Consider the following 25,473-nt stretch of genomic DNA (forward strand, 5'->3'; position numbering starts at 1 on the left):
AGTCAATATGCACCAGACAAAAGTAATAAAAACAATAGTGTGTGGAGTAGGATTCGGACAATTTTATTTGGAAGCATTACAACTTATACAAGACGAAGTAGAGATAATTGGTATCTTATCTAATGGCAGTGAAAAATCTAAAGATTGTGCCAAGTATTATGGAGTTGATTTATATACAGATATAGATGATGTTCCTAGTGATATTGACTTAGCATGTATTGCTGTAAAATCTGAAATTATGGGTGGTCAAGGTGTTGATTTAGCAATAGATTTTCTAGAAAGAAATAGAAATGTAATTCTTGAACACCCTGTTTGCTATAAGAATATAGCAAAATGTATGAAAACTGCTAGACAACATAATGTATTTTTCAAAGTTGGAGATTTGTATACAAATCTTCCTTCTGTGAAAAAATACATGGATTGTACAATAGAGCTTTTTAAAATACAGACACCACAGTACATAGAGATACAATGCTCCACAAGAGTTCTTTTTCCAATGGTACATATTCTATCTAAATTATTACCAAGTATAAGTCCTATAAAAGTTGTGAATTGTACCAAAGGATTAGGCATATATCAGATAATATCTGGAACCATAGGTAAAATACCTTTTCTGCTAAAAGCAAATAATGAACTTAATATAAATGAACCAGATAGCTACATAAGAGAATTTCATAGATTTTCCATAGATGTTCAAGGTGGAAGATTAACACTTACTGATACTCACGGACCTACTATATGGCAGCCTATTCTGAAATTGCCAACTCTTAATATAGAACCAAAGGATAGGTTTACAAAATATACTAGGGAGCTTTTAAGTGAAAGTACTCAAATTATTGGAGATGAAAAAGTTCCTTCATATGATGTAATATTATCCAAAATGTGGCCAAAAGCCATAGCAGATGATATACAGGATATAAGAAGAATGATTTTAGGAGAATCAGAAAAGAAATATGATTTGTGTAATATGCAGCAAATGATTCTATATGCAAAACAATGGCAGCAGTTAACTAAAGAATTGGGGTATCCAGAATTAAACGACCAAAGCAGTGATGAATGGGTTGACCCATATATATTTGAAAATACCATTAGTGAATCTAGGAATAGAGTTACAGAAAAGAATATTATCAATTACATAGACAGCTTGGATGAAGCATCTATAATATCTATGTTATATACATTACAATCATACAAGGCTTTACTGCCAAATGTTCATTATACAGAAGAAGATATATTAGCATTAATCAAGATGTCATCTAAATATAAAAAAGTAATAAAAAGATGGTTAAGAGTATTGTGTGATAAAAAATATGTTGATGTAGTTAACGGGAAATATATTTATAGGAGTAATAGAATTACCAAGAATGATATGGATAATTATTGGAAAAATGTTAATTATGTATCAAGTGATAAAATTTGTCCTAAACTGGTTGTAGATTATTTTGAAAGCAATGCAAATAATCTTTCTGAATTTCTTAATGACGAAGTAAATCCAACTTTTCTATTATTTCCTCAAGGTCGCATGGATTATGCTAATGCATTATATAGTGAAACAATAATCGCTAAATATCTAAATGGGGAAATAGCAAAAAAAGTAACAGAAATTATGGATGAGAAGAAAGATACTAACAATATTTTGGAGGTTGGGGCAGGAACAGGAGCAACTTCAAGAGTAGTGTTAGAGGAAATCAGTAAAAGGAATAATAATAATTTTTGTTATCAATACACAGATATATCTAATTATTTTATTTCTAATGCAAAAAAATACTTTAGTGACTATTGTAATATAGATTATCAAGTTATTGATATTGACATGGATCTAGAAGAACAGGGAATCAATATTGAAAGCAAAGATATTATAATAGCTAATGGTGTTCTCAACAATGTTCGTAATATGAATTATACCCTTAATAACTTCTATAAAACATTAATAAAAGGCGGTTTCTTATTGATAATAGAACCAACCAAAGAATTTGTTGAAATGCTCATATCACAAGTATTCATGATGGAATCACCAAATGATGATAGAAATAATACTAAAACAACATTCTTAACGGTTAAGCAGTGGGAAAATATCCTAGAGGAAAATAGGTTTCTTATTCAAGATGTTTTGCCAGAAGTTGATAATATTCTAAAACATTTTGGGCAAAATCTATTTATTGTTAAAAAGGAGATAATGGACCTGTTATAGAACTTTTTTCAATGCCTAATATAGCATATTATGTTGCATCAGTATTTGGGCTTTTCTATGGAAGTGGTACAAAAATAGTTTCGTTAGATTAACAGGAGGAATATATATGGAAATAAGTATAGAAAAGTTTTTAGAAGATTTATATGTAAAAGGTATTTCTCTTTGGATGGAAGATGATAAATTACACTTCAAAGCTCCAAAGGGCAGTATCAGCAAAGATGAATTAAATATGTTAAAAGATAATAAGATAAAAATAATAGATATACTAACAGAAAATGAGACCATAAAAATAGTTCCCAATGTAAAGTCAAGGTATGAACCCTTTCCTTGTACAGATATACAATCTGCATATTTATTAGGACGTAGTGACACTTTTGAATATGGTGGAGTGGCATGCCATATATATCTAGAATTGGAATATGATCAATTAGAACCGAAAAAGACAGAAGAAATATGGAATAGATTAATTAATCGGCATGATATGTTACGTGTGAAATTTGACAAAAGTGGTAATCAATACATTCAGAAAGAAGCAGATTATTTTAAAATAATCTATAACGATTATAGTGGACAAGGTGAAAGTGTGCTAACAGAAAAAATGAATGAAATACGACAAAGTATGGGTAATAGGGTTTACGATATTGAGAAATGGCCATTATTTGATATACAACTTACTAAGACTAACAATAACTACATAATGCATTTCTCTATCGAGTTCATAATAGCAGATTGGACAAGCATTAGATTGTTGTTAAATGAATTTGATATCTTGAATAGGAATATAGATAAAGAACTTCCAGAGTTAGAGCTAACATTTAGAGATTATATATTAGCTTCCGATAAGCTAAAAAAATCAAAACAATATATTGAAGATAAAAACTATTGGATGCAAAGAGTAGATACTCTACCTCCAGCACCCAAATTACCAATAGTAGTTAATGAAAAAATAGGAAAAGTAAAATTCAAAAGACATACTTTACATATAAAACAAGATAAGTGGAATATATTAAAAGATTTTGCAAAGAAAAATGGATTGACGCCTACGGCAACTGTTTTAACCGCTTTTTCACTTATAATAGAAAGATGGAGTACAGAAAGTAGATTTTGCCTTAATCTTACATTGTTGAATAGAATGCCTATACACCCACAAGTTAATGATATTGTTGGCGATTTTACAACTATCAACTTATTGGAAGTCAATTTTAAGGACATCAAAACATTCATAGAATATGCAAAAGACATTCAAAAAAGTTTATTCGATGACTTAGACCACAAATTATTTTCAGGAGTAGAAGTAATTAGAGAATTAGCAAGAAGACATAGTAATAAAGAGCTTATGCCTATCATTTTTACTAGTGCCATAGGAAGTGAATCCACTAATGTAGCTTCATCCAAAATAGAGGTTAATGAAAATGGTATTTCACAAACGCCACAAGTATTTATTGATTGTCAAGCTATGGATGATGAGAATGGACTTATGATAAATTGGGATGTGAGAGATAAGATATTCCCGCAAAACATTATTAAGGATATGTTTAATTCTTTTGAAGAATTATTGAATAGATTAATAGAAATGAAAGAAACTTGGAATGAAAAAGATATTGTGAAACTTCCATTATGGCAGCGAAACGAAAGAAAAATTGTTAATGATACATCAAAGATACTACCAGATAAATTATTACACCAGCAAATATTTGAACAAGCAGAATTAACACCAGATAAAATAGCTGTCATAGATGGAAATAATTCAATAACCTATAGAGAGTTAGTAAGATTAAGTGATACTATATCAGTTTATCTGTTAGATGCAGGTTGTAAACCTCAGAACAAAATAGCTATAGCGATGGAAAAATCCATTTATCAAGTAGCAAGTGTCTTAGGGATATTAAAAATTGGAGGTATCTATGTACCAATATCCAATAAACAGCCTGTATCAAGGATTGAATCAATAATAGAACAATCATCTTCTAACATTGTACTTATGACATCATCGTTAAATATAAAAATGGATGATGCCTATAAAGTTATTGAAGTTGATAAATTAGTACCGAGGAATGAAGAAATTGAAAGATATGCAGGTAATTCAGATAACACAGCATATATAATATTTACTTCTGGCTCCACAGGTGTACCAAAAGGGGTTACTATCAGTCATAGAGCTGCCCTGAATACTATAAATGATATTAATGATAGATTTAAGGTTACTTGTGATGATTCTATTCTAGGAATATCAAAACTTAGCTTTGATTTATCTGTTTATGATATTTTCGGGTTATTATGTGTGGGAGGAAAGATAATATATCCTAGCGATAGTAAATTAAATGACCCTTCTTATTGGCAGTCATTAATATCAGAAAACAATATAACTATGTGGAATACTGTTCCTGCGATTATGGAGATGCTGGTTAATTACTTGGAAGTATCTAATAATAGTATCAACTCTTTGGAAAAAATATTTCTATCTGGGGATTGGATTGGAGTAAATTTACCAGATAGAATTAAAAATAAAATGCCTAATGCAGATATCATATGTATGGGTGGTGCTACAGAAGCTTCCATATGGTCAAATTATCACATATATGATGATAGTGATAAATTTTGCAAAAGTATACCATATGGCAGACCACTAGCTAACCAGAAATTTAAAGTTTTTGACTCTAAGCTAAGGGATTGTCCAGTATTAGTTGAAGGAGAACTAGGAATCATGGGAAAAGGTTTATCAAAAGGATACCTAGGGCAGAAAGAGGTAACAGCCCAAAGTTTCATAACCCATGAGGAAGATAAAATATATCGTACAGGCGATTATGGAAGATACCTTCCTGGCGGAGAAATTGAATTCTTAGGACGAAAAGATGCTCAAGTCAAGATTAGAGGACATAGAATTGAATTAGGAGAAATTGAATCGGCTTTAAATAGAGATGAGAAGGTTAAATCAGCGGTTGTAATAGTTGGTACAGAGAACAAAAACCAACTATATGGATTTGTTATGTTAGACGATAATCAAAAATCGCCTAAAGTTACAGAAGATGAATTAAAAGAGTACTTAGCTTTATATATACCAGAGTATATGATACCAACTTCTATTTCAATATTATCTATTTTTCCTTTAACACAAAATGGAAAAGTTGACCGTAAGAAATTACTTAGTATCAAAAAACATAATGAAAGTAATGGTAATAATGAAAACAATAATGAAGTATTTGACGAATTAGAATTAAAACTAAAAGCAATTATGGAAAATGCCTTAGAAGTAATAGAAATAGGTAAGGAAGATGATTTTTATGATTATGGAGCAGATTCTCTCATAATGGCACAAGCTGCTGGTATTCTACACGAAGAACTATTAGTCATTAAGAAAGATATACCTTATGATGCTATACTGCGTCAATTATTGAATTATCCAACTATTGATTCACTTGCAAAATATATTAGGCAACAGGGAAATGTAGAAGAGCAAATAGCCCATTCATCCTATGATTCTAGTAATGCTTCAATCATTAATTACAGCAAAGAAGCAAAAGGACCTCTTAGAATTATTTTACACGGAGGATTAGGAACTATGAATAGTTTCCATTATCTTACAAAGCATCTTGTAAAACAAGGTATAGGTACAGTTATAGGAATAGCAGTTAAAGATGCAGATAAATATTCTTCCATAGAACCAGAGGAATTGATAGAGCATATTGCCGATGATTACGTAGAAAGAATTATGGAATACAATAATAATGATGTTCAGATTATTGGATATAGTCTAGGTGGTTTAATAGCAGTAGAAGTGGCAAAACGCTTAATAGAAAACAATGTAAATATACTTGATTTGGTTTTGATTGAAAGCTATTCAGTAAACGTTGCAATACAAGATGAGCTGCTTTTAGAATCACTTTTCATAACTAATTTTAATGTTAGTTTATCACAAGTCTATAATGAAATTACTATGAATGAATTAGAATATGCATTTAAAAAAATATTTAAAAAGTATAGAGATAAAATTCCTGAAAATGCTTTATGTAATTTGAATGATGATGAGATAAGTATGAAAGTCAGTAATTTATATAAAAGACTAAGCACATTGACAAGAGAAGAAAGGTTTAGTGATTATGTAGATACAATGTATAAGTTAAGAGGAGAGAATACACCTGTCAATATGGTAATGGGTATATTCAACATTTTTTCTCATAGCTTCAAAGCAGCACAATTTGAACCTTCAATCTATATGGGAGATGTAAGATTCTTATTAGCACGTGAAGAATTTAAGTATCAAGTTGATTCTAGTGAGAGGTCAATAAATTTTTGGAAACAATTCTGTTTAGGGGAATTTGAGGTAACTGAAATAAATGGAAATCATATTACTTGTATAGAAGATGAGAAAAACGCATCTCAATTAGCTGAATTACTTACAAAACCTTTAACAACAAGATAAATGAATTAACTTAATTTAAATACATTTTAAAATTACAGAAAGATTGGAAGGGGTATTATGATGAATTTTAATAATATTTATGATACATATGAAAAAAAAGGGTATTATGAACCTTTTACAATGGGAGAACATCTTGAAAATTGGGCAGAAAAATATGGTGATAAGATAGCATTGGTTGAAGAAGAGAAAAGAATAACTTATAAGGAACTGAATCTAAAAGTCTATGAATTAGCAGCAGGATTTCATGAAATTGGAATAGAAAAAAGGGATAATGTTGTAGTCCAACTACCTAATTCAGTTGCTTTTGTTATTACATGCTTTGCACTATTTCGTATAGGGGCAAGACCAATTTTTTCATTACCAGCCCATAGGGAAGCTGAATTGGATGGAGTTTTTAATATTGCAGAACCAGTAGCTTATATTATACCTACTAATTTTTTAGGATTTGATTATACAAATATGGCAGAGAAAATGAAAAAAAAATATCCTTGTGTAAAATTAATGATAATTGATGGACAAGCAGGAGATTACATTAATCTTAATGATTTGTTCATAGAATCTTTTGATATTGAAGATAAACCTTCTTATAAAGAAACTGCACTATTCTTATTATCAGGAGGAACAACAACTGGAAAGCCTAAATTAATACCTAAGATACATTCGGCATATATGTGTAATGCTAAAGCTAGTGCTGTTAGATGTGGATTAGATGAGACAAGTGTTTATCTTGCTTTTTTACCAATAGCACATGATTTTCCATTTTGCAGTCCAGGGGTCTTAGGTACTCTATTATCAGGAGGAAAAGTAGTACTTTGTAAAACATCAAGCCCAGATGAAGTATTTCCTATGATAGAAAGGGAGCAGGTAACAGTAATGGCATTAGTACCAGCCATAGGAGAAGTATGGCTTGATGCTGTTAATTGGGGAGAAAACGCTGATTTTTCAAGTATAAAATTGGTAATAGTTGGTGCAACCAAAATAGAATATGATACCGCAGAAAGATTATCAGAAACAATGGGATGCAAGATTCAGCAGGGATATGGATTAGGTGAAGGTTTAACATGCTTCACTTCTCTTGATGATCCTGTAGAGATTGCATTTACTTGTCAAGGAAGCCCTATTTCAGAGGGTGATGAGGTCAAGATAGTTGATGAAAATGGAGTAGAAGTAAAAGATGGTGAATATGGAGAATTACTAGAAAAAGGACCATATACATTTACTGGATACTATAATTCTCCAGAATTAAATGAAAAAGCATTTACAGATGATGGTTTTTTCCATACAGGTGATAGAGCAAGAATGACTAAAGAAGGCAACATACAGCTAGGAGGACGTATCATAGAAATTATCAATAGAGCAGGAGAAAAAATAGTTCCTGCTGAACTAGAGGATTATCTAAGAAAATACAAATACATAAAAGATGCGGCAGTAGTTCCTATGCCCGATAAAAACCTTGGACAAGCTATTTGTGCTTATATCATAACTGATGATTATGATATAAACTTTGCAGAGATAAATGAATTTTTAAGAAATGAAGGAATAGCTGCATATAGAATGCCAGATAAGATTGAAGTAATTGATTTTTTACCTCGAACTAATGTTGGTAAAGTGGATAAAGTGACACTAAAGAAGATGCTGGAGTAATATTAAGGAGGTATGCTATGAATGATATTATATATAGTTATGAAAATATAAAAGAAGATATTAATAAGATGTTAGGTGAACCAATAGATTTTTCGGCTTCACAAAATTTACTGGAACTTGGACTAAGTTCACTGCAAATAATGAGATTGGCTAATATATGGCGTAGAAAAGGTGTAAGAATAACATTTGTAGATCTTATATCAAAACCATACCCAGAAAAATGGTATGAATTAATTAATAAAAATAAAATTAATATAGATAATAAGAATAAAGTAAATGAAAAGGAAGAAACCAATAAAAATATAGTTTATATAGATGACGAAGAAGAGTTTTCTCTTACAGATGTACAATATGCTTATTGGATAGGAAGGGAAAAACATCAGATATTAGGCGGAGTAGGTTGTCATGGATATCTTGAAATTGATGGGAAAAATGTAATACCAGAGAAATTGGAAGAGGCATGGAATACTTTGATATCTCATCATCCTATGCTTAGAGTCAAATATACTAGTACGGGTAAACAAAAAATAATTAAAAATCCTGATAAAAGAATAATAGTGATACATGATCTAAAAGATATGACAAAAGATATTATATCTCTTGAACTTGAAAAGATACGAAAAAGAATGGCACACAGACTTTTGGATATTGAAAATGGTAAAGTGACTGGTATGGAAATTAGTATATTGCCTTATAATAACACAAGAATTCATTTTGATATTGATTTACTAGTTGCAGATGTTCAGAGCTTCCAGATAATATTAAGAGATCTAGTAGCCATCTACAATAGAAATCAAATGCCAAAAGCTCCAAAAAACTGGAGTTTTGGTAGATATCTCAAAAAGCTTGAGCAAGATGAATTAGTCAAGAAAAATGAAGCAAAAAAATATTGGGATAGTATATTAGATACATTACAAGGACCACCTTCTTTACCTTTAGCGAAAAAGCCAGAGGAAATTAAAGATGTCAAATTCAAAAGACATGAATATTTTCTTAACAAATCTAGTTGGGAAGGTATAAAACAAAAGGCAGCAGGATATGGATTAACTCCTGCAATGATATTTTTGACAACTTACGCAAAAATAATTGAAAGATGGAGTAGTAATAATAAGTTTTTGATGAACATTCCTCTTTTTAATAGAGATTGTTTAGATAAAGAACTAGAGAATGTAGTAGCAGACTTCACTAATCTACTACTCATGCAGATGGATTTTACTAATGAAGAATCTTTTGTTTCATCAGCTAAGAAGATACAAGAACAATTCCATAATAACATGAAATATTCTGCTTACTCAGGAGTTGAAATTCAACGTGATTTAGCAAAATTACATAAAGAGCAGAAAAATTTCGCCCCAGTAGTATTTTCCTGTAATTTAGGTGAGTCACTTATAAATAGTGAGTTTAAAGAAGTTTTTGGCGATATAAAATATATGATTTCCCAAACTCCCCAAGTGTGGATTGATTTACAAATTTTTAATTATGAAGATGGAGTTTTACTTATATGGGATTCTGTAGAAGAGTTATTTCCTAAGGATATGCTGGATGATATGTTTAACAGGTTTACCTTACTACTAGAACAATTAGGAACTGATGATGATATATGGAATGGCACACCCCACTTAATTCCACAAAAACAGATTAAGATAAGAGATGAAATAAATAAAAAAAATGCTTTACAATTAGAAAGTAATCTACATACTTCATTTTTCAAATATGCTTCAATGAGCCCAGATAGAATAGGAGTAATAGATACAAATACAGGCAAACAGTATTCATATGGAGAATTAGTTGATGATACTCTAAAAGTTGCTAACTATCTTAGAAAGCAAGGCGTTAAAGAAAAGATGGCAGTAGGAATGACTATGGAGCGAGGAGTAGACCAGATTATTGCTATAATGGCAATTGTATCGATTGGCGGACATTATGTTCCAGTTGCTGCCGATCAACCTATAGTTAGACAAAATATAATGTATAAAAAAGCAAATGTAAAATATCTACTGATTAATAATAAATTAGAAGAAAACTTATATCTAGACTCCTCTATCAAGATATTAAATATAGAAGAAGGTAAAAAAGAAGATAGACTATCACTATCACAGATTAATGAAATAGGTAGTGATAATCTAGCCTATATAATATTTACTTCTGGTTCAACTGGTGAACCAAAAGGTATTGAGATAACTCATTTCAATGCTTTAAATACTATAACAGATATTATTAATAGGTATGATATAGAAGAAAATGATAAAATATTAAGTGTTTCTTCAGCGGCATTTGATTTATCTGTATTTGATATATTCGGCTTACTAAGTGTTGGTGGAATTGTAGTATTAATTAAAGAAGAATCCTACAGAGATGCTGAGGAATGGGTTAACTTAATAAACAAGTATAATATAACCCTTTGGAATTCTGTTCCAGCACTGTTGGATATGTTACTAGTGATGGCAGAGAGTAAACACATCAATATGCCTACACTTAGACTAGCTTTACTTTCAGGAGATTGGATTGGTCTTCATTTACCCAAGAAGTTGAAAGAGATTGCTGCTAATTCATCAATGGTTGGTCTAGGTGGTGCAACAGAAGCTTCCATATGGTCTAATCATTACGAGTTAACATTACCGATACTTGATGAGTGGAAGTCTATACCTTATGGTAAGCCGTTAACCAATCAGAAATTCAGAGTAGTCGACAAACAAGGAAGAGATTGTCCAGACTATGTACCGGGAGAATTGTGGATAGGTGGAGATGGAGTAGCAAGAGGATATGTTAATGAAGAACAATTAACAAAGAGCAGCTTTGTCATGTATGATGATGAACGTTGGTATAAGACCGGCGACTTAGGACGTTATCTATCAGATGGTAATATAGAATTCCTTGGAAGAGAAGATTTTCAAGTAAAAATAAGAGGCCATCGTATTGAATTAACAGAGATTGAAATAGCAATAAATAAATTTCATAATATAAAAGATAGTGTTGTAATACCTATAAATAACTTGAAAGGTAAATATCTAGTATCTTTCTTAGTATTAGAAAATGGGGATTTAACATTAGATACTAATAAACTGTTGGATTACTTGGAAAATAAATTACCACATTATATGATACCTACTTCATTTAACATAATCGAACAAATGCCTATAACATCTAATGGAAAAGTTGATATTAAGAGTTTGACTAAGATGAATATAGAAGAAGATAATGTTAAGAAGTGTATATTACCCAAAACACCATTAGAAATTTCGTTAGCCAAGATATGGAGTGAAATACTACAAGTAGATAGGATAAGTACTAAGGATAACTATTTTGCTTTAGGGGGAGATTCACTTCTCGCAACTAGATTAAGTGTATTGGTTTCTGAAAAATTAAATGTAAGATTGTCCCTAGAAGAAATATTTACAAGGCCAATTTTTGAAAAACAGATACTCTATATACAGAAAACTTTAGAAAAAAATGATGAAGAAGAATCTTACCAAGAAAACAAAGAACTAGCAAAATATATTGAAGTAAATGATGAGATGAAATATGAACCATTCCCATTAACAGAAATACAACAGGCTTATCTAATAGGACGCAGCGGTTTGTACTCTCTAGGAAATGTATCTACTCATTATTATTATGAATTAGAAGGAAGTACAATTGATATACATAAGTTAGAAAATGTCTTGAATATATTAATTGGGCATCATGATATGCTAAGGGCTGTTATTCTACCTGAAGAACATAGACAGATGATATTAGAAAAAGTACAAGAATATCATATTAAAACTACAGATTTAAGAGGTGCTCCAAATATTGATGTTGAAAAAAAACTTGATGAAATAAGAGAAGAAATTTCACATACAACTTTATCAATAGATAAATGGCCTTTGTTTGATATTAAGGCAACTTATTACGATGATAAGATAAGACTACATATGAACTTTGACAATATTATATTTGATGGATGGAGTATTTCATTATTCATGGAACAATTGAAGAATTTATATGGAGATATAGATTATAGACTTCCAGAAATACAGCTTTCCTTTAGAGATTATGTATTGGCTTTACAGAAGATAAAAGAAACCTCACTATATGAAAATGATAAAAAGTATTGGTTGAATGAAATTAAGAGTATGCCTCCTGCACCAGAATTACCCATTAAAAACAATCCTGATTCTCTTGAATCAGAGAGATTCAGTCATTATGAATCTGTACTTGGTAGTGATATGTGGAATAAACTAAAATCAATAGGGAAAAAAGAAAATATTACACCTTCAGCTATTTTATTAACAGCATTTTCAGAAGTGATAGGAAAGTTCAGTAAGAGTCAAAGTTTCACCATTAACTTAACTAGGTTTAATAGATTACCTGTTCATAATAGGATAAATGATATTATTGGGGATTTTACTTCTCTTGTTATGTTGTCAGTAGATAGAGCAGCTGGTACAACATTCTTACAAAGATGTAAAAATGTACAAAAGAAATTATGGCAAAATCTTGACCATCCATATTTTTGTGGTGTTGAAGTACAAAGAGAATACAGTAGACTCAGTTTAAAAGATAATTCATCACCTATTATGCCAATAGTATTTACAAGTGGTCTAGGAATAGGCTTAGAAGGAGATAGGGGAAATGGCGATTTTCCCAAAATCAAGTACAATATGTCAGAAACACCACAAGTATGGCTGGATCATCAAGTAGCAGAAAAGGAAGGTAATCTATATCTATTTTGGGATGTAATTGATAGGATTTTTCCTAATGGAATGGTTAATGAAATGATGTCAGCCTATGAAAAATTGTTAGCCGATTTGGCGGTTGATAAGGATACTTGGACAGATAGTACATGCAATCTAATTAATATTTTAGACCAGTCAAGAATAGAAGCAAATAATACAAAAGCTCCTATGGTTTCTGAAACATTAATAAGCTTATTTTTAAAACAAGTCAAGGAAAATCCTGATTATATAGCTGTCATCAATGATGATAGAACACTAACATATAAAGAAGTATTTTTGTATGCATATGAAATAAAAAAATATATCGAAGAAAATAACATTGATGATAAGAGCCTGATTGCTGTAGTCATGAACAAGGGTTGGGAACAGATTCCAGCGGTTCTAGGTGTGATGATGGCAAAAGCTGCTTATTTACCTATTGATTCCAGTAATTCAGTAGACAGAATGAGAGTAATATTAAAAGAAGCTGATACAAATATAATTTTGACCCAATCTATTCTATATAATGAGATTGATATAGAAGGAGCAATAAAGCTATCTGTTGACGAAGTTTTGATATCTAATAAAACCATAGATGATTATATAGACGAGACAAAACCTGATGATTTAGCCTATGTAATATATACATCTGGTTCAACAGGAGTACCAAAGGGAGTTGTCATAGATCATATAAGTGCGGTTAACACTATATTAGATATAAATAAGCGTTTTAATATAGATCATAATGATAGGATAATAGCATTATCAAACCTTAATTTTGATTTATCTGTTTATGATATATTTGGAATGTTATCCTGTGGAGGAGCCATTGTTATACCTGAAAGTACAAAAGCAAAAGAACCTGATTATTGGATTGACCTATTAGATCAAAAGAATATAACTGTATGGAATACTGTTCCTGCATTCATGCAGATGCTTATGGAATATGACAATAGTAATAAGATGATTAATAATTCTTCACTTAGATTAGTATTGTTAAGTGGAGACTGGATACCTCTTAATCTGCCTGATAAAATAAAAGCTGGATTTGAAAATGCTGTTGTAGCAGGTCTAGGAGGAGCAACAGAAGCCTCTATTTGGTCAAATATATTTATAGTGGAAGATATTAATGATAAATGGAAAAGCATACCTTATGGAAAGCCCATTACTAATCAGAGATACCATATCTTGAATGAACTCATGGAAGATTGTCCTAACTGGGTAGAAGGTAGATTATATATAGCTGGAGAAGGTCTTGCAAGAGGATATTGGAAAGATGAAGGAAAAACAAGAGAAAGGTTCATATATCATTCAGAAAAAGGTGAACGATTATATTATACAGGTGATATGGCAAGATACTTCCCTGATGGAAATATTGAGTTTCTTGGAAGAGAAGACCAGCAAGTCAAGATAAATGGTTATCGTGTTGAATTAGGAGAGGTTGAATCAGCAATTAGTGGTATAGATGGTATCGGAGATAGCGTAGTGACTCTTATGGATGGTAAAGACTTAGGTGTAGGGTATCTAGTAGCTAATCTAATTATAGAAGATGAAAAGCAGATATATGATGAAGTGAAAGTAGAATCTGTAGATACTCTATATCATTGGAATGAATTAAGTAAGTATATAACTAGTATAGATAGTAACATTAAGACACCTGATTATTATAGAATTTTAGATGAATTTCGTAGGTTCACTGATTATGCCAGCATTTATGGTATATGCAGAGCTTTTTTTGAGGTAGGAATATTTGATGAGGCATTCAAGGAATATACAATTAATGAAATAATGGAAAGAGCAGGTTATATAGCTAGATACAGAACACTTATTAACAGTTGGTTGGGCATGTTAATAGATGAAAACATTATCAATATAAAAAATAATAGATATTATTGCGATAGTTTAATATTAGTAAAAATTCCTATTAAGCCTAATGCTGAATATATAAAATCACACGAGGATGTATATGCAAAAGCATTGGACATAATCAATAAAACTAGACGTGATATTAAGACTTATAATTTGATATTAAGAGGTGAGATAGAACCTTTAGAGCTATTGTTAGAGGAAAAAGAGGTATTTCTAACACCAGAATATCTTAATAAATATAATCTGACCACAGATTATAATAAAAAGATGATGTTACAAGTATTTGATAAATTATTACAAATACATTCGGATGACAAGAAAGTAAAGGTGTTAGAAATAGGGAGCAGAGCTTCTAATATCACAAAAGATTTGCTAGAAGGTTTAGGAACCAATGTAGAATATACTTATTCAGATGAATCCAATTTTTTCTTGAATAAGAAAAAAGAAAGTCTAGAAGATACAATAGAATACAGATTATTTGATATGAATAAATCAGCCATGGAGCAAGGTTATGAAGACGAAAGATACCATATCATAATTGCAGACAATTGCCTTCATAGAGCAGATAATATAGTGAAAACAGTAAAATATCTTAATGATATGATAGAACCGGGAGGATATCTATTATTTGTTGAACCAACAGAAAATAATAAATTGATTCTTAATACAACGGCTTTCTTTGAAGATGGATATGAAGGCCTTATGGATGAGCGTAAAGAGGATAAACTACCATTTTTATCAGCTAACAGATGGATAGAATTACTAAAAGATAGTAGTTATAAGAGAGTTTACAATATGGATAATTTCTTCATAGCAGAAGCCAAAGACACTTATTATTCTTTTAACCAAGAAAGGATAAAAGAATTATTAAGTCATAAGCTCGCAGATTATATGATGCCTAAGAAGTTTATTGTACTAGATAGATTCCCCTTATCTAATAATGGGAAAATAGATAGAGCAAAGATTAAAGAGATGAACGAAAAATCTAATATGTCTTTTATGGGTGATAAGAGATATCCTACTAATGATACAGAAAAAGAAATCGCTCTTATATGGTGTAATATTTTAAAATATGAAGAGTTAGGTATAGATGATAATTTCTTCGAACTAGGTGGAGATTCATTATTAGCTATTCAAGTAATAAATGTTTTTAAAGAGAAAAATATCAATATAGCTTTAAAAGATATTTTTGATAATCCTACAATAAAATCATTAGCAAGTTTTATTGATGAGGAATTAAACAAGGATGATGAAGAGTATGAAGAAGGAGAAATATAACAAGAGTAGTTTGAATATGAGAAGAAATACTATAGGTATTTTAGGTGCAACAGGCAGTGTTGGAAAAAAAGCTGTTAAGACTCTTATGGAATATACAGATTATAAATTACTTCTAGGGTCTAGAGACAAGGACAAATTAGAAAAGCTGTTTGACGTTTCTGATTCCATAAAAGAATATGTACAAGTTGATATTAATAATAAGGTACAGCTTGAAGGATTTTGCAGTAGATGTAATATAGTTTTGAATTGTTCAGGTCCTAGTGAAATTATATTAGATAAAGTTGCATTGGCATGTATTGAACAAGGCGTACATTATGTAGATGTTTCAGGTGGAGAGAAACTCTATGAGTTATTAAAAAGTAAAGATAACATAATAAAATCCAAAAAGTTATTATTTATTATAGCTTGTGGAGTTTACCCAGGATTAACAGAGATATACCCTATGTATATCATCAAAAAATATTTTGACCTTGTAAATAGCCTAAAATTCTATTTTACTACTCAAGGGAAATTATCTTTCAGTTCCGCATATGATTACATATGCGGAATCCTGAATAATGTTGGTAAGGGGATGAAATATATAAATAGGGGAAGCATTACTAATATATATAACAATAAAATACATAAGTGCAATCTCCCCGAACCAGCCAAGAACAGATATTGTTACCCTATAGTTAATGTAGAATTTGAAAAGATGTGTCAGATCAATAATATAGATGAAGCATATTTCTATAATACTTTCTTTAATAAAGAAGATATTGAAAATGCTATGTTAATTAAGAGAGACAGCAAAAGGTTAGGTAAAGAAGAACTAGCAAAAAAAATGACTGGGAAGTTTATAGGAGATATTAATAATAATGATTTTACTATGATTCATATAACCTGTGAAGGTATAAAAGATAATAATGAAATAGAAATAGTAGGGAACCTCCTATATGAAGGAGCAGGAAATGATATATCAGGCATTGTAGGTGCTAATGTCATAGAACTAATGATGGATACTATGCCAAATGATTATGGTACATACTATGTGACAGATATTATCTCTGTAGATAGTTTCGTAGAAAAAATGAATAACAAAGGGATTGTGTCCTCTGAAACAATTAATGAATTTGAAAAAGGTGAAATTATATAATATTTTTTTTGATTAGTAAAAGATATTGACAATCATTATCAATTATACTAGAATTAGATTGAAAATAAAAATAATACAGCATTATTTAGTGCAATGAAATATTTTAAACCAATATTAACTAAAAATACAATCAATAAATGAATGGTCACAATAATATAGAAGAGTTAAATGATAGGAGGAATTACAATACTAGTACTAAGATCTCAATCACAAGATAAGGATATTAATAAATTATTAGAAATACTGGACCATAAGAATGTACAAGCACATGAAGTTAATGGTCTGGATTCTAAGGTTCTCATATTAAGTGGTGATACTCATAAAATTGACCCATATAGTATTGAATCTATAGATATAGTCAAGAAATACATAGAGATCAAAGATCCATATAAAAAGGCAAATAGATTATTTCATTCAGAGGATTCTGTCTATAATATCAAAGGAAAAACTATAGGAGGAAAAAACATAGCATTAATTGCAGGACCTTGTTCTGTAGAGAGTCAACAGCAGATAGATGATATAGCAAGGAAAGTTAAAAGGGATGGAGCTTCATTTTTACGTGGAGGAGCTTTTAAGCCTAGAACATCACCATATACTTTTCAAGGATTAGGAACTGCTGGATTAGAGTATCTAAAAGACGCTGGCAAGAAAACGGGATTACCCATAGTTACAGAAATAATGTCAGCAGATTATATGGAGCAGTTTGTTGAATGTGCAGATATCATACAGGTAGGTGCAAGAAATATGCAGAACTATGCCCTTCTGAAAGAATTAGGTAAAATCGATAAACCAATTTTGCTTAAGAGAGGTTTGTCTGCTACAATAGAAGAATTTTTATTATCTGCTGAATACATAATGGCAAATGGTAATGATAAAGTAATCCTATGCGAAAGAGGAATAAGAACATTTGAAACTTACACTAGAAATACATTGGATCTAAGCGCTGTGGTGGCTATTAAAAGATTAAGTCACCTGCCTATAATTGTTGATCCAAGTCATGCATGTGGAAGAGACTGGATGGTATCATCTCTTTCAAAAGCAGCCATAGCGGTAGGAGCAGATGGACTAATAATAGAGGTTTGCGAAGATCCAGAGAATGCAGTATCAGATGGACAGCAGACATTGACACCATTTTGTTATAAAAAACTAGTTAAGGAATTAAGAGTATTAGCAAAAGCTGTAGGAAGAGATATTGCTTAATTATAGTATAAGAGAGGTTATTATATGTATAAAGAGAAATCATTGAATCTTAATAATATATTCTCTTTTTGGAATGATTTCCAAGATGAAGAAAAATTTTTATTTTATAATCCAAACAAAAAAGAAATAATAATGGGTGCTAAGAGGTTGAAGACTTTCAAACGTAACGAAAGTTTTAAAGGATACAAATATATTTTTTCTACAAAAACATTTTTTAATAGCATAAAGAATAGTATATGGAATGATTTCAAGTCGGAAAATATTGCGTTTTCATACTATTTAAAGGTCAAAGATAACAAACAGACACTATATTATCAAGGGATAGATAAGAAGTTCCAAGATAATATAATGGACGAAGAGTATTATAATTATACTCTTGCTGATACAGATTATAGTGATTGGGAAGAATTATTTAATATAAGTTACGATAAAATACTAGGTAATGAAATCAATAAAGTTGTTATATCAAGAGAGGTTATCGTTGATTTATCTAAGAAACCAAGAGAAGAATTTATAATAAAAAGGTTGATTGAAAATAATTCAGGGAATTTTATCTTTGCTTATTCCAAGGGAAGTAAGTGCTTTTTAGGAGCTACACCAGAAGTATTATTAGAAAAAAGGAAAAATAAAATAATTAGTCATGCTGTAGCAGGAACTCTTCTCAAGGATAAGAAAGATGATTCTACGAACAGAGAAGAATTTTTAAAAGACGAGAAGAATTCCCATGAACATGATTTGGTAGTATCAACAATCAAAAAGACCTTAGAGAAATATGGTAATAATACATATGTTTCCAAAAGAAAACTTTTGGAAGCAAAAAATCTTTATCATCTACATACTGAACTTTTGACAGATAGTACTGATGATATTATCACTTGGAGGGATAGACTACATCCAACTCCTGCATTAGGAGGTACTCCAAGAGATATTGCACTAGAAATAATAAGAAAATACGAACCTCACGAAAGAGGTATGTATGCTTCGCCTATAGGTTTGATAGATGAATCAGGTAATGGTGTGTTTGTAGTTGGAATAAGATCAGGAATGATTGAAGAGCACAGGCTGTATGGATATGCAGGTTGTGGTATAGTCAAGAATTCAGATTGTAAAAAAGAATATATAGAAACGGAAGGAAAACTTAAAACTATTTTAGAGTGTTTATAAGGAGATAATTTATGACTAACTATATAGGGGCATTAATTGATGAATTATATTTATTAGGAATAAAACATGTAGTAATTAGTCCAGGGTCTAGGTCAACACCCTTATCCATGATTTTTATGGAAGGGGATTTTAAGACATATATCAATATTGATGAACGTTCGGCTGGATTTTTCGCTCTAGGAATAGCAAAAGAATTAGGTGAACCTGTGATATTAGTGTGTACTTCTGGTACTGCAGCTTGTAACTATTTGCCAGCTGTTACGGAAGCAGCGGCTTCTAAGATACCACTTATAGTACTTACATCAGATAGACCCCATGAACTAAGAAATGTTGGTGCACCTCAATCCATAAATCAAAACAATATATATAATAATTTTGTTAAACATTATGAAGAATTAGCATTACCAAAAGATGATGAACTATATTATAGATATGTGAGGACAGTGATAGATAGAAGTTACAGTATGGCTATGGCTTTACCTAAGGGAGTAGTACATATCAATGTACCATTGCGAGATCCTTTAGTTCCAGAATTTGATAAACTGAATTTTACTCTAGGTAGAAGAAAACATACTTATAATTTTTATGAATCATATAATGGTAATGATTATAACTTGGACGTAGATTTTTCTAAGTACCAATCAGGTATCATCATATGTGGTGTTGATACCAATCAAAATTATTTTGATGAAGTAATAGCATTATCAGAAAAATTGAAAATTCCAATATTAGCTGATCCTATTTCTAATTTTAGAAGTAAGGAAAGTAAAAATATAATATATACATATGATTCAATATTAAAGAATGAAGAGATATATTCAGAACTAAAAGCAGATTATATAATTCATTTTGGAGACATTTTTGTATCAAAACCTTTAAATAAATTCATTAAATATAATGAGGATGTTAGATATATTAAGGTTGCACCAGAGTTTAGCTATGTTAGTTCAACTCTTTCTATTACAGATTATATTGTGGCTGGTGCACAAAGTTTTTGTAATCTGATTAATTATAATCTAAGTGATTGTAGTTATCTTGAAAAATGGATTAATCTTCAATCAAGATACACCAAAAACATAGATGATGTGGTAAAAGAAGAAATTATAGTTGAAGGTAATATAATAAAGATGATGGAAAAATCCATGAAGGAAGATACTAGATTCTTTGTTGCTAATAGTATGTCAATCCGCAATGTAGATAGCTATTTTAGAGATAAGTATAAGAAAAATATCAAGATACTTTGTAATAGAGGAGCTAATGGAATTGATGGGATTGTTTCATCGGCATTAGGCGTTGCACAGGTTGCTGATAATACAGTTTTACTTATAGGTGATTTGTCCTTCTATCATGATTTGAATGGTTTGTTAGTCTCTCAGATGGAAGGTGCTGATATTGTTATTGTATTAATCAATAACGGGGGCGGTGGAATATTTAGATATTTGCCACAGAGTCAAGAAAGGAATTTTGAATACTTGTTTTTAACTAAACATGGTATTGATTTCAGTGGACTTGCTACCTTATATAATATCAACTACAGATTGATTAATGATTATGAAGATTTTGAGAGAAGCTTTGAGAAAGCTATTGAATCAAAAGGTGTCAACTTATTAGAAGTCATGATAGATTCACAAGAGAGTAAAAGAATACATAAAATGATTACGGAAAAATATTAAGTAGGGTTATGAAGATAAAATATGAAAATATCATTTGCAATGTAGAAGCTGAAGGGAATGGAATACCTATAGTGTTTTTACATGGTTTCTCAGAGAACATGAGTACTTTTAGGTGTTTAGATTGTACAGGTTATAAGAAGATTTTTATAGACCTCATAGGACATGGAAAAACCCAATCACCAAAAGACATGAAATACTATGACGTGAAATATTTAATGAAAGCTATTAATCATATAGTTAAATCTATAACCGATACAAAGTATATTTTATATGGTTATTCAATGGGAGGAAGAATAGCTTTAGCATATGCTCTAGAATATCAAGATGAGTTAAGTCATCTAGTCTTAGAATCTTCTTCTTATGGTATAGAAGATGAATCAATGCGTAAGAAACGTTTTGATAATGATTCCAGATTAGCTGAAGATATAAGACATAATGGAATAGAGTGGTTTGAATCCTATTGGAGTAATATATCAATATTTGAAACTCAAAAAATGTTAGATGAAGATGCAAGAAATGCTATAAAGAAAATTAGACTCAGTAATAATATTAGGGGATTATCCAACTCACTTATAGGCTTTAGTCAAGGTAGAGTTAATTGCCTTAGAAGTGAATTATATAAACTTAATATAGGTGTCACATATGTAAGTGGTGAATTAGATGAGAAATATACATCTATAGGTGAGGAATTTACTAAGATTATAAAAAATATAAACCATGTTAGAGTTGAATCCAGCGGACATAATGTTCATATGGAAAAGACTCAGTCAATCAACAAATTGTTAAATGAGATTAGACTATTAAATATAGAAAAATATTAATAAAATGGAGGTATTACATGAATAAGATTAATTGGATTAAAGGAACTAGAAACTATGAAGATGTTATATACGAAACACATAAGGGGATTGCCAAGATTACAATAAATAGACCACAAGTGAGAAATGCGTTCAGACCAAAAACTGTAATGGAATTAATAGATGCATTTACAATAGCAAGAGAAGATAGCAGTATTGGAGTTATTGTCCTAACTGGAGCTAATCATGGTGAAGGTGAAGATAAAGAAGCATTTTGTTCAGGTGGTGACCAGAAGGTTAGAGGTAACGGAGGTTATGTGGGAGATGACCAAATTCCAAGATTGAATGTTCTAGACTTGCAACATCTAATAAGGATTATACCAAAGCCAGTAATTGCAATGGTAAATGGTTTTGCTATTGGAGGAGGACATGTTCTACATATAGTTTGTGATTTGACTATTGCTTCAGAAAATGCCAAGTTTGGACAAACAGGACCAAAAGTCGGTTCATTTGATGGTGGATATGGTGCAGGTTATCTTGCAAGAATAGTTGGACATAAAAAAGCAAGAGAAATATGGTATCTGTGCAGACAATACACTGCTAAGGAAGCTATGGAAATGGGTCTTGTTAATACCGTAGTTCCATTTGATGAATTAGAAAATGAAACTGTAAAATGGGCAAAAGAAATATTGAAACACTCACCAACTGCCTTAAGGTTCTTAAAATCTTCATTTAATGCGGATACAGATGGTGTAGCAGGGTTACAGCAATTAGCAGGTGATGCAACACTATTATTCTATACAAGTGAAGAAGGTAAAGAAGGCAGAGATGCTTTTAAAGAAAAGAGAGAACCAGATTTTGATAAATTTTATAAATTTCCTTGATGGTGATAACTATGAACCAACTGTATAAGCATAGTCAAACTATACCAGATAAAAAATTTATTAATTCACTTACCTATAGACAAGTGTATACAGAGACTAATAAACTTACAATAAAATTAAAAGAATATATAGGAGATCATGAAAGAGTTGCAATCATATCTAATAATTCGGTGGAATTTGCAATGATGTTATTAGCCTTGATGAATTTAGAAGTAGAGACCCTACTTCTAAATTCTATGTTAAAGAATAAGGAGATAAAGGAACAAATTGATGAATTAGATATATCTGTGATTTTTTCAAGTGACAATAGATACATTTCATTCAAAGAGGTATTTGGTACACATATTGTGGAGCCTTATGAGAAAGAGATTATTGGAAGTCATATTGATAGTAACAATAACAAAAATCATGAGAATGATAAAGTATTATTTATAATGAATACCAGTGCTACAACTGGCAGGTTCAAGTCTGTTCCTATAACAATAAATCAGATAGCAAGTCATGTACAAGCTTCAAAACAATCATTAGGATACTGTTTAGATGACAATTGGTTGTTAGTTCTTCCTATGTTTCATGTGGGAGGATTAATGATCTTATTGAGAAGCCTTTATAATGGTACAAGCATTACTATCTTAGAAAGTTTTGACGAAGAAAAAGTCATAAATCTAATAAACAATAATAAGGTTAATATGGTATCTATGGTACCTACTATGTTAAGAAGGATAATAGATAGAATAGAAGAACATAATCTTAGAGTCATGCTTCTAGGTGGAGAATTCATAGAAGATGATTTGATTAACAAATCAACAAAATTGAATATTCCTATCTATAAAAGTTATGGTATGACTGAGACCACTAGTCAAGTAGTTAATTTTAATGTATTGGATAATTTGGAAAAACTGAAATCAGTAGGAAAACCAATGGAATATGTAGATATTAAAATAAATACTGACAAGTTCTTGGAACATACAAAAGATGGTTACCTAGCAGGAGAAATAACAATAAAATCACCTATGCTTATGAAAGGATATTTACATAAAGATAGATTATCAGGATATTTTGGTACTGGAGATATTGGCTATGTTGATGAAAATGGATTTTTATATATACTTGATAGAAGATCCAACTTAATTATTTCTGGAGGTGAAAACATATATCCCCAAGAAATTGAAAACATTTTATATAATAATCCTCATGTAAAGGAGTGTGCTGTCATATCAAAAAGAGATTCCAAATGGGGTAATGTACCAATATTATATATTGTTACAGAATTATCCAAGGATGATATACTAGAATACCTAAAATCACAGTTAGCCAATTATAAAATACCTAAAGAGATCAATTTCATGGATAGTCTGCCTAAGAATCACACAGGAAAAATAATGAAAAAAGCTCTAAGGAGTTGTGAATATGAAGATAAAGACAGTTGAACTTTTTAAAATACATCTTGATATCAAGTTTACATTCACTTCATCAAAATCAAGTCTCCATGACAGGGAAACCATAGTGATAAAGATAACAGATGATAATGGGAATTATGGATATGGTGAAGTAGTTGCTTTTAAAGAACCATTTTATACAGATGAAACTATAGATAATTCATTATATATTTTAGAAAATGATTACATAAATAGATTATTGAACCTACAAATGGATGAACCTCTGGAAATTCATAAAATAATTAACAATGAATATCCTATGACAATAGCAGCTATAGAATCTGCTCTAATAGATTTATATTGTCGAACAAAAAATATAAAGGCTATGGATTATCTATTTGATAGAGAGGTCTTAAAGGGTAAGATAAAAGGTGGAATAGCACTTGGTGATATGGAGTATGAAGCATTAACTTATAATATTAAAAAATACTCTAATAAAGGATATGAAAGATTCAAACTAAAGATTAAACCTAAAACTAGTCTTACTAAGATAATAAAAATAGTACACGATTTCCCTAAACTTAGATTTTTATTAGATGCCAATAGAAGTTTTACTATAGACGATATTAAGGAACTTAAAATTTATGATTCCATGAATTTTGTTTGTATAGAAGAACCTATCGGGTATAAGAAAATAAAAGAACTTGCTTTATTACAAAAACAATTGACAATGCCCATATGTCTTGATGAAAGCATTATGAATATAAAAGAGCTGAAAAGAGCTATTTCAATAAAAGCAATTAAAATGCTCAATATAAAATCTGCCCGATTAGGGGGCATACATTATACAAAAGAAGCCATTAAGATATGCAGAGCTAATAAGATACCCTTTTGGATGGGAAGCATGGTTGAAAGCAGTATAGGAAAGATGATACAAGTCAATCTTGCTTTTTTGCGGGATAATTGTATGGAAGGTGACTTGTCTTCAAGTTCTAGATATTTTAATGAAGATTTGATATCTCCACCACTTGAATTTGAGGAAAGTTATTATGAATTAAACAGTAGAAATAGTTTCGGCTATGAAGTAAATATGGATAGACTTAAAAAATACACCACGTATTACAATAAAAGGGAGGTATAGA

12 protein-coding genes are annotated in these 25,473 nt (G+C 30.5%); all 12 read left to right on the plus strand.

Translation table 11 applies throughout. The features are described from left to right. The first annotated feature begins 7 nt into the window (after positions 1–7). Complete coding sequence (locus ACX6CF_RS16290; RefSeq protein ID WP_458786410.1) at positions 8–2,191, plus strand: bifunctional Gfo/Idh/MocA family oxidoreductase/class I SAM-dependent methyltransferase; 2,184 nt, start codon at positions 8–10, stop codon at positions 2,189–2,191. A gap of 106 nt (positions 2,192–2,297) precedes the next feature. After that, the gene (locus ACX6CF_RS16295; RefSeq protein WP_458786411.1) at positions 2,298–6,611 is read left to right on the plus strand and encodes an amino acid adenylation domain-containing protein; all 4,314 of its coding nucleotides are present in this window, start codon (positions 2,298–2,300) and stop codon (positions 6,609–6,611) included. Between the two features lie 57 nt (positions 6,612–6,668). Continuing rightward, positions 6,669–8,255, plus strand: coding sequence for a (2,3-dihydroxybenzoyl)adenylate synthase (locus ACX6CF_RS16300; RefSeq protein WP_458786412.1), 1,587 nt, complete (start codon positions 6,669–6,671; stop codon positions 8,253–8,255). A gap of 17 nt (positions 8,256–8,272) precedes the next feature. After that, positions 8,273–16,099, plus strand: a complete 7,827-nt coding sequence (locus tag ACX6CF_RS16305; protein ID WP_458786413.1) for an amino acid adenylation domain-containing protein — start codon at positions 8,273–8,275, stop codon at positions 16,097–16,099. Beyond that, positions 16,080–17,234, plus strand: coding sequence for a saccharopine dehydrogenase family protein (locus ACX6CF_RS16310; RefSeq protein ID WP_458786414.1), 1,155 nt, complete (start codon positions 16,080–16,082; stop codon positions 17,232–17,234). Before ACX6CF_RS16305 ends, ACX6CF_RS16310 begins: the two co-directional genes overlap by 20 nt. Positions 17,235–17,402: 168 nt before the next feature. After that, entirely contained in the window at positions 17,403–18,434 is a 1,032-nt protein-coding gene (aroF, locus tag ACX6CF_RS16315) for a 3-deoxy-7-phosphoheptulonate synthase (RefSeq protein ID WP_458786415.1), read from the plus strand. Positions 18,435–18,458: 24 nt separating this feature from the next. After that, complete coding sequence (locus ACX6CF_RS16320) at positions 18,459–19,598, plus strand: isochorismate synthase (RefSeq protein WP_458786416.1); 1,140 nt, start codon at positions 18,459–18,461, stop codon at positions 19,596–19,598. A gap of 11 nt (positions 19,599–19,609) precedes the next feature. Beyond that, positions 19,610–21,271 (plus strand): 2-succinyl-5-enolpyruvyl-6-hydroxy-3-cyclohexene-1-carboxylic-acid synthase, encoded by a 1,662-nt coding sequence (gene menD, locus ACX6CF_RS16325; RefSeq protein WP_458786417.1) that lies wholly within the window; start codon positions 19,610–19,612, stop codon positions 21,269–21,271. Between the two features lie 8 nt (positions 21,272–21,279). Further along, positions 21,280–22,092 carry a 2-succinyl-6-hydroxy-2,4-cyclohexadiene-1-carboxylate synthase gene (gene menH / locus ACX6CF_RS16330; RefSeq protein WP_458786418.1) on the plus strand — a complete coding sequence of 271 codons (813 nt, stop codon included), beginning with the start codon at positions 21,280–21,282 and terminating at the stop codon, positions 22,090–22,092. Positions 22,093–22,109: 17 nt separating this feature from the next. Continuing rightward, positions 22,110–22,952 carry a 1,4-dihydroxy-2-naphthoyl-CoA synthase gene (menB, locus tag ACX6CF_RS16335; RefSeq protein ID WP_458786419.1) on the plus strand — a complete coding sequence of 281 codons (843 nt, stop codon included), beginning with the start codon at positions 22,110–22,112 and terminating at the stop codon, positions 22,950–22,952. 11 nt (positions 22,953–22,963) lie between these two features. Next, complete coding sequence (gene menE / locus ACX6CF_RS16340; protein ID WP_458786420.1) at positions 22,964–24,382, plus strand: o-succinylbenzoate--CoA ligase; 1,419 nt, start codon at positions 22,964–22,966, stop codon at positions 24,380–24,382. Beyond that, positions 24,363–25,472 carry an o-succinylbenzoate synthase gene (gene menC / locus ACX6CF_RS16345; RefSeq protein WP_458786421.1) on the plus strand — a complete coding sequence of 370 codons (1,110 nt, stop codon included), beginning with the start codon at positions 24,363–24,365 and terminating at the stop codon, positions 25,470–25,472. The genes menE and menC overlap by 20 nt, the downstream gene beginning before the upstream one ends. Position 25,473 lies beyond the last annotated feature (1 nt).

This window comes from Vallitalea sediminicola, assembly GCF_054408565.1.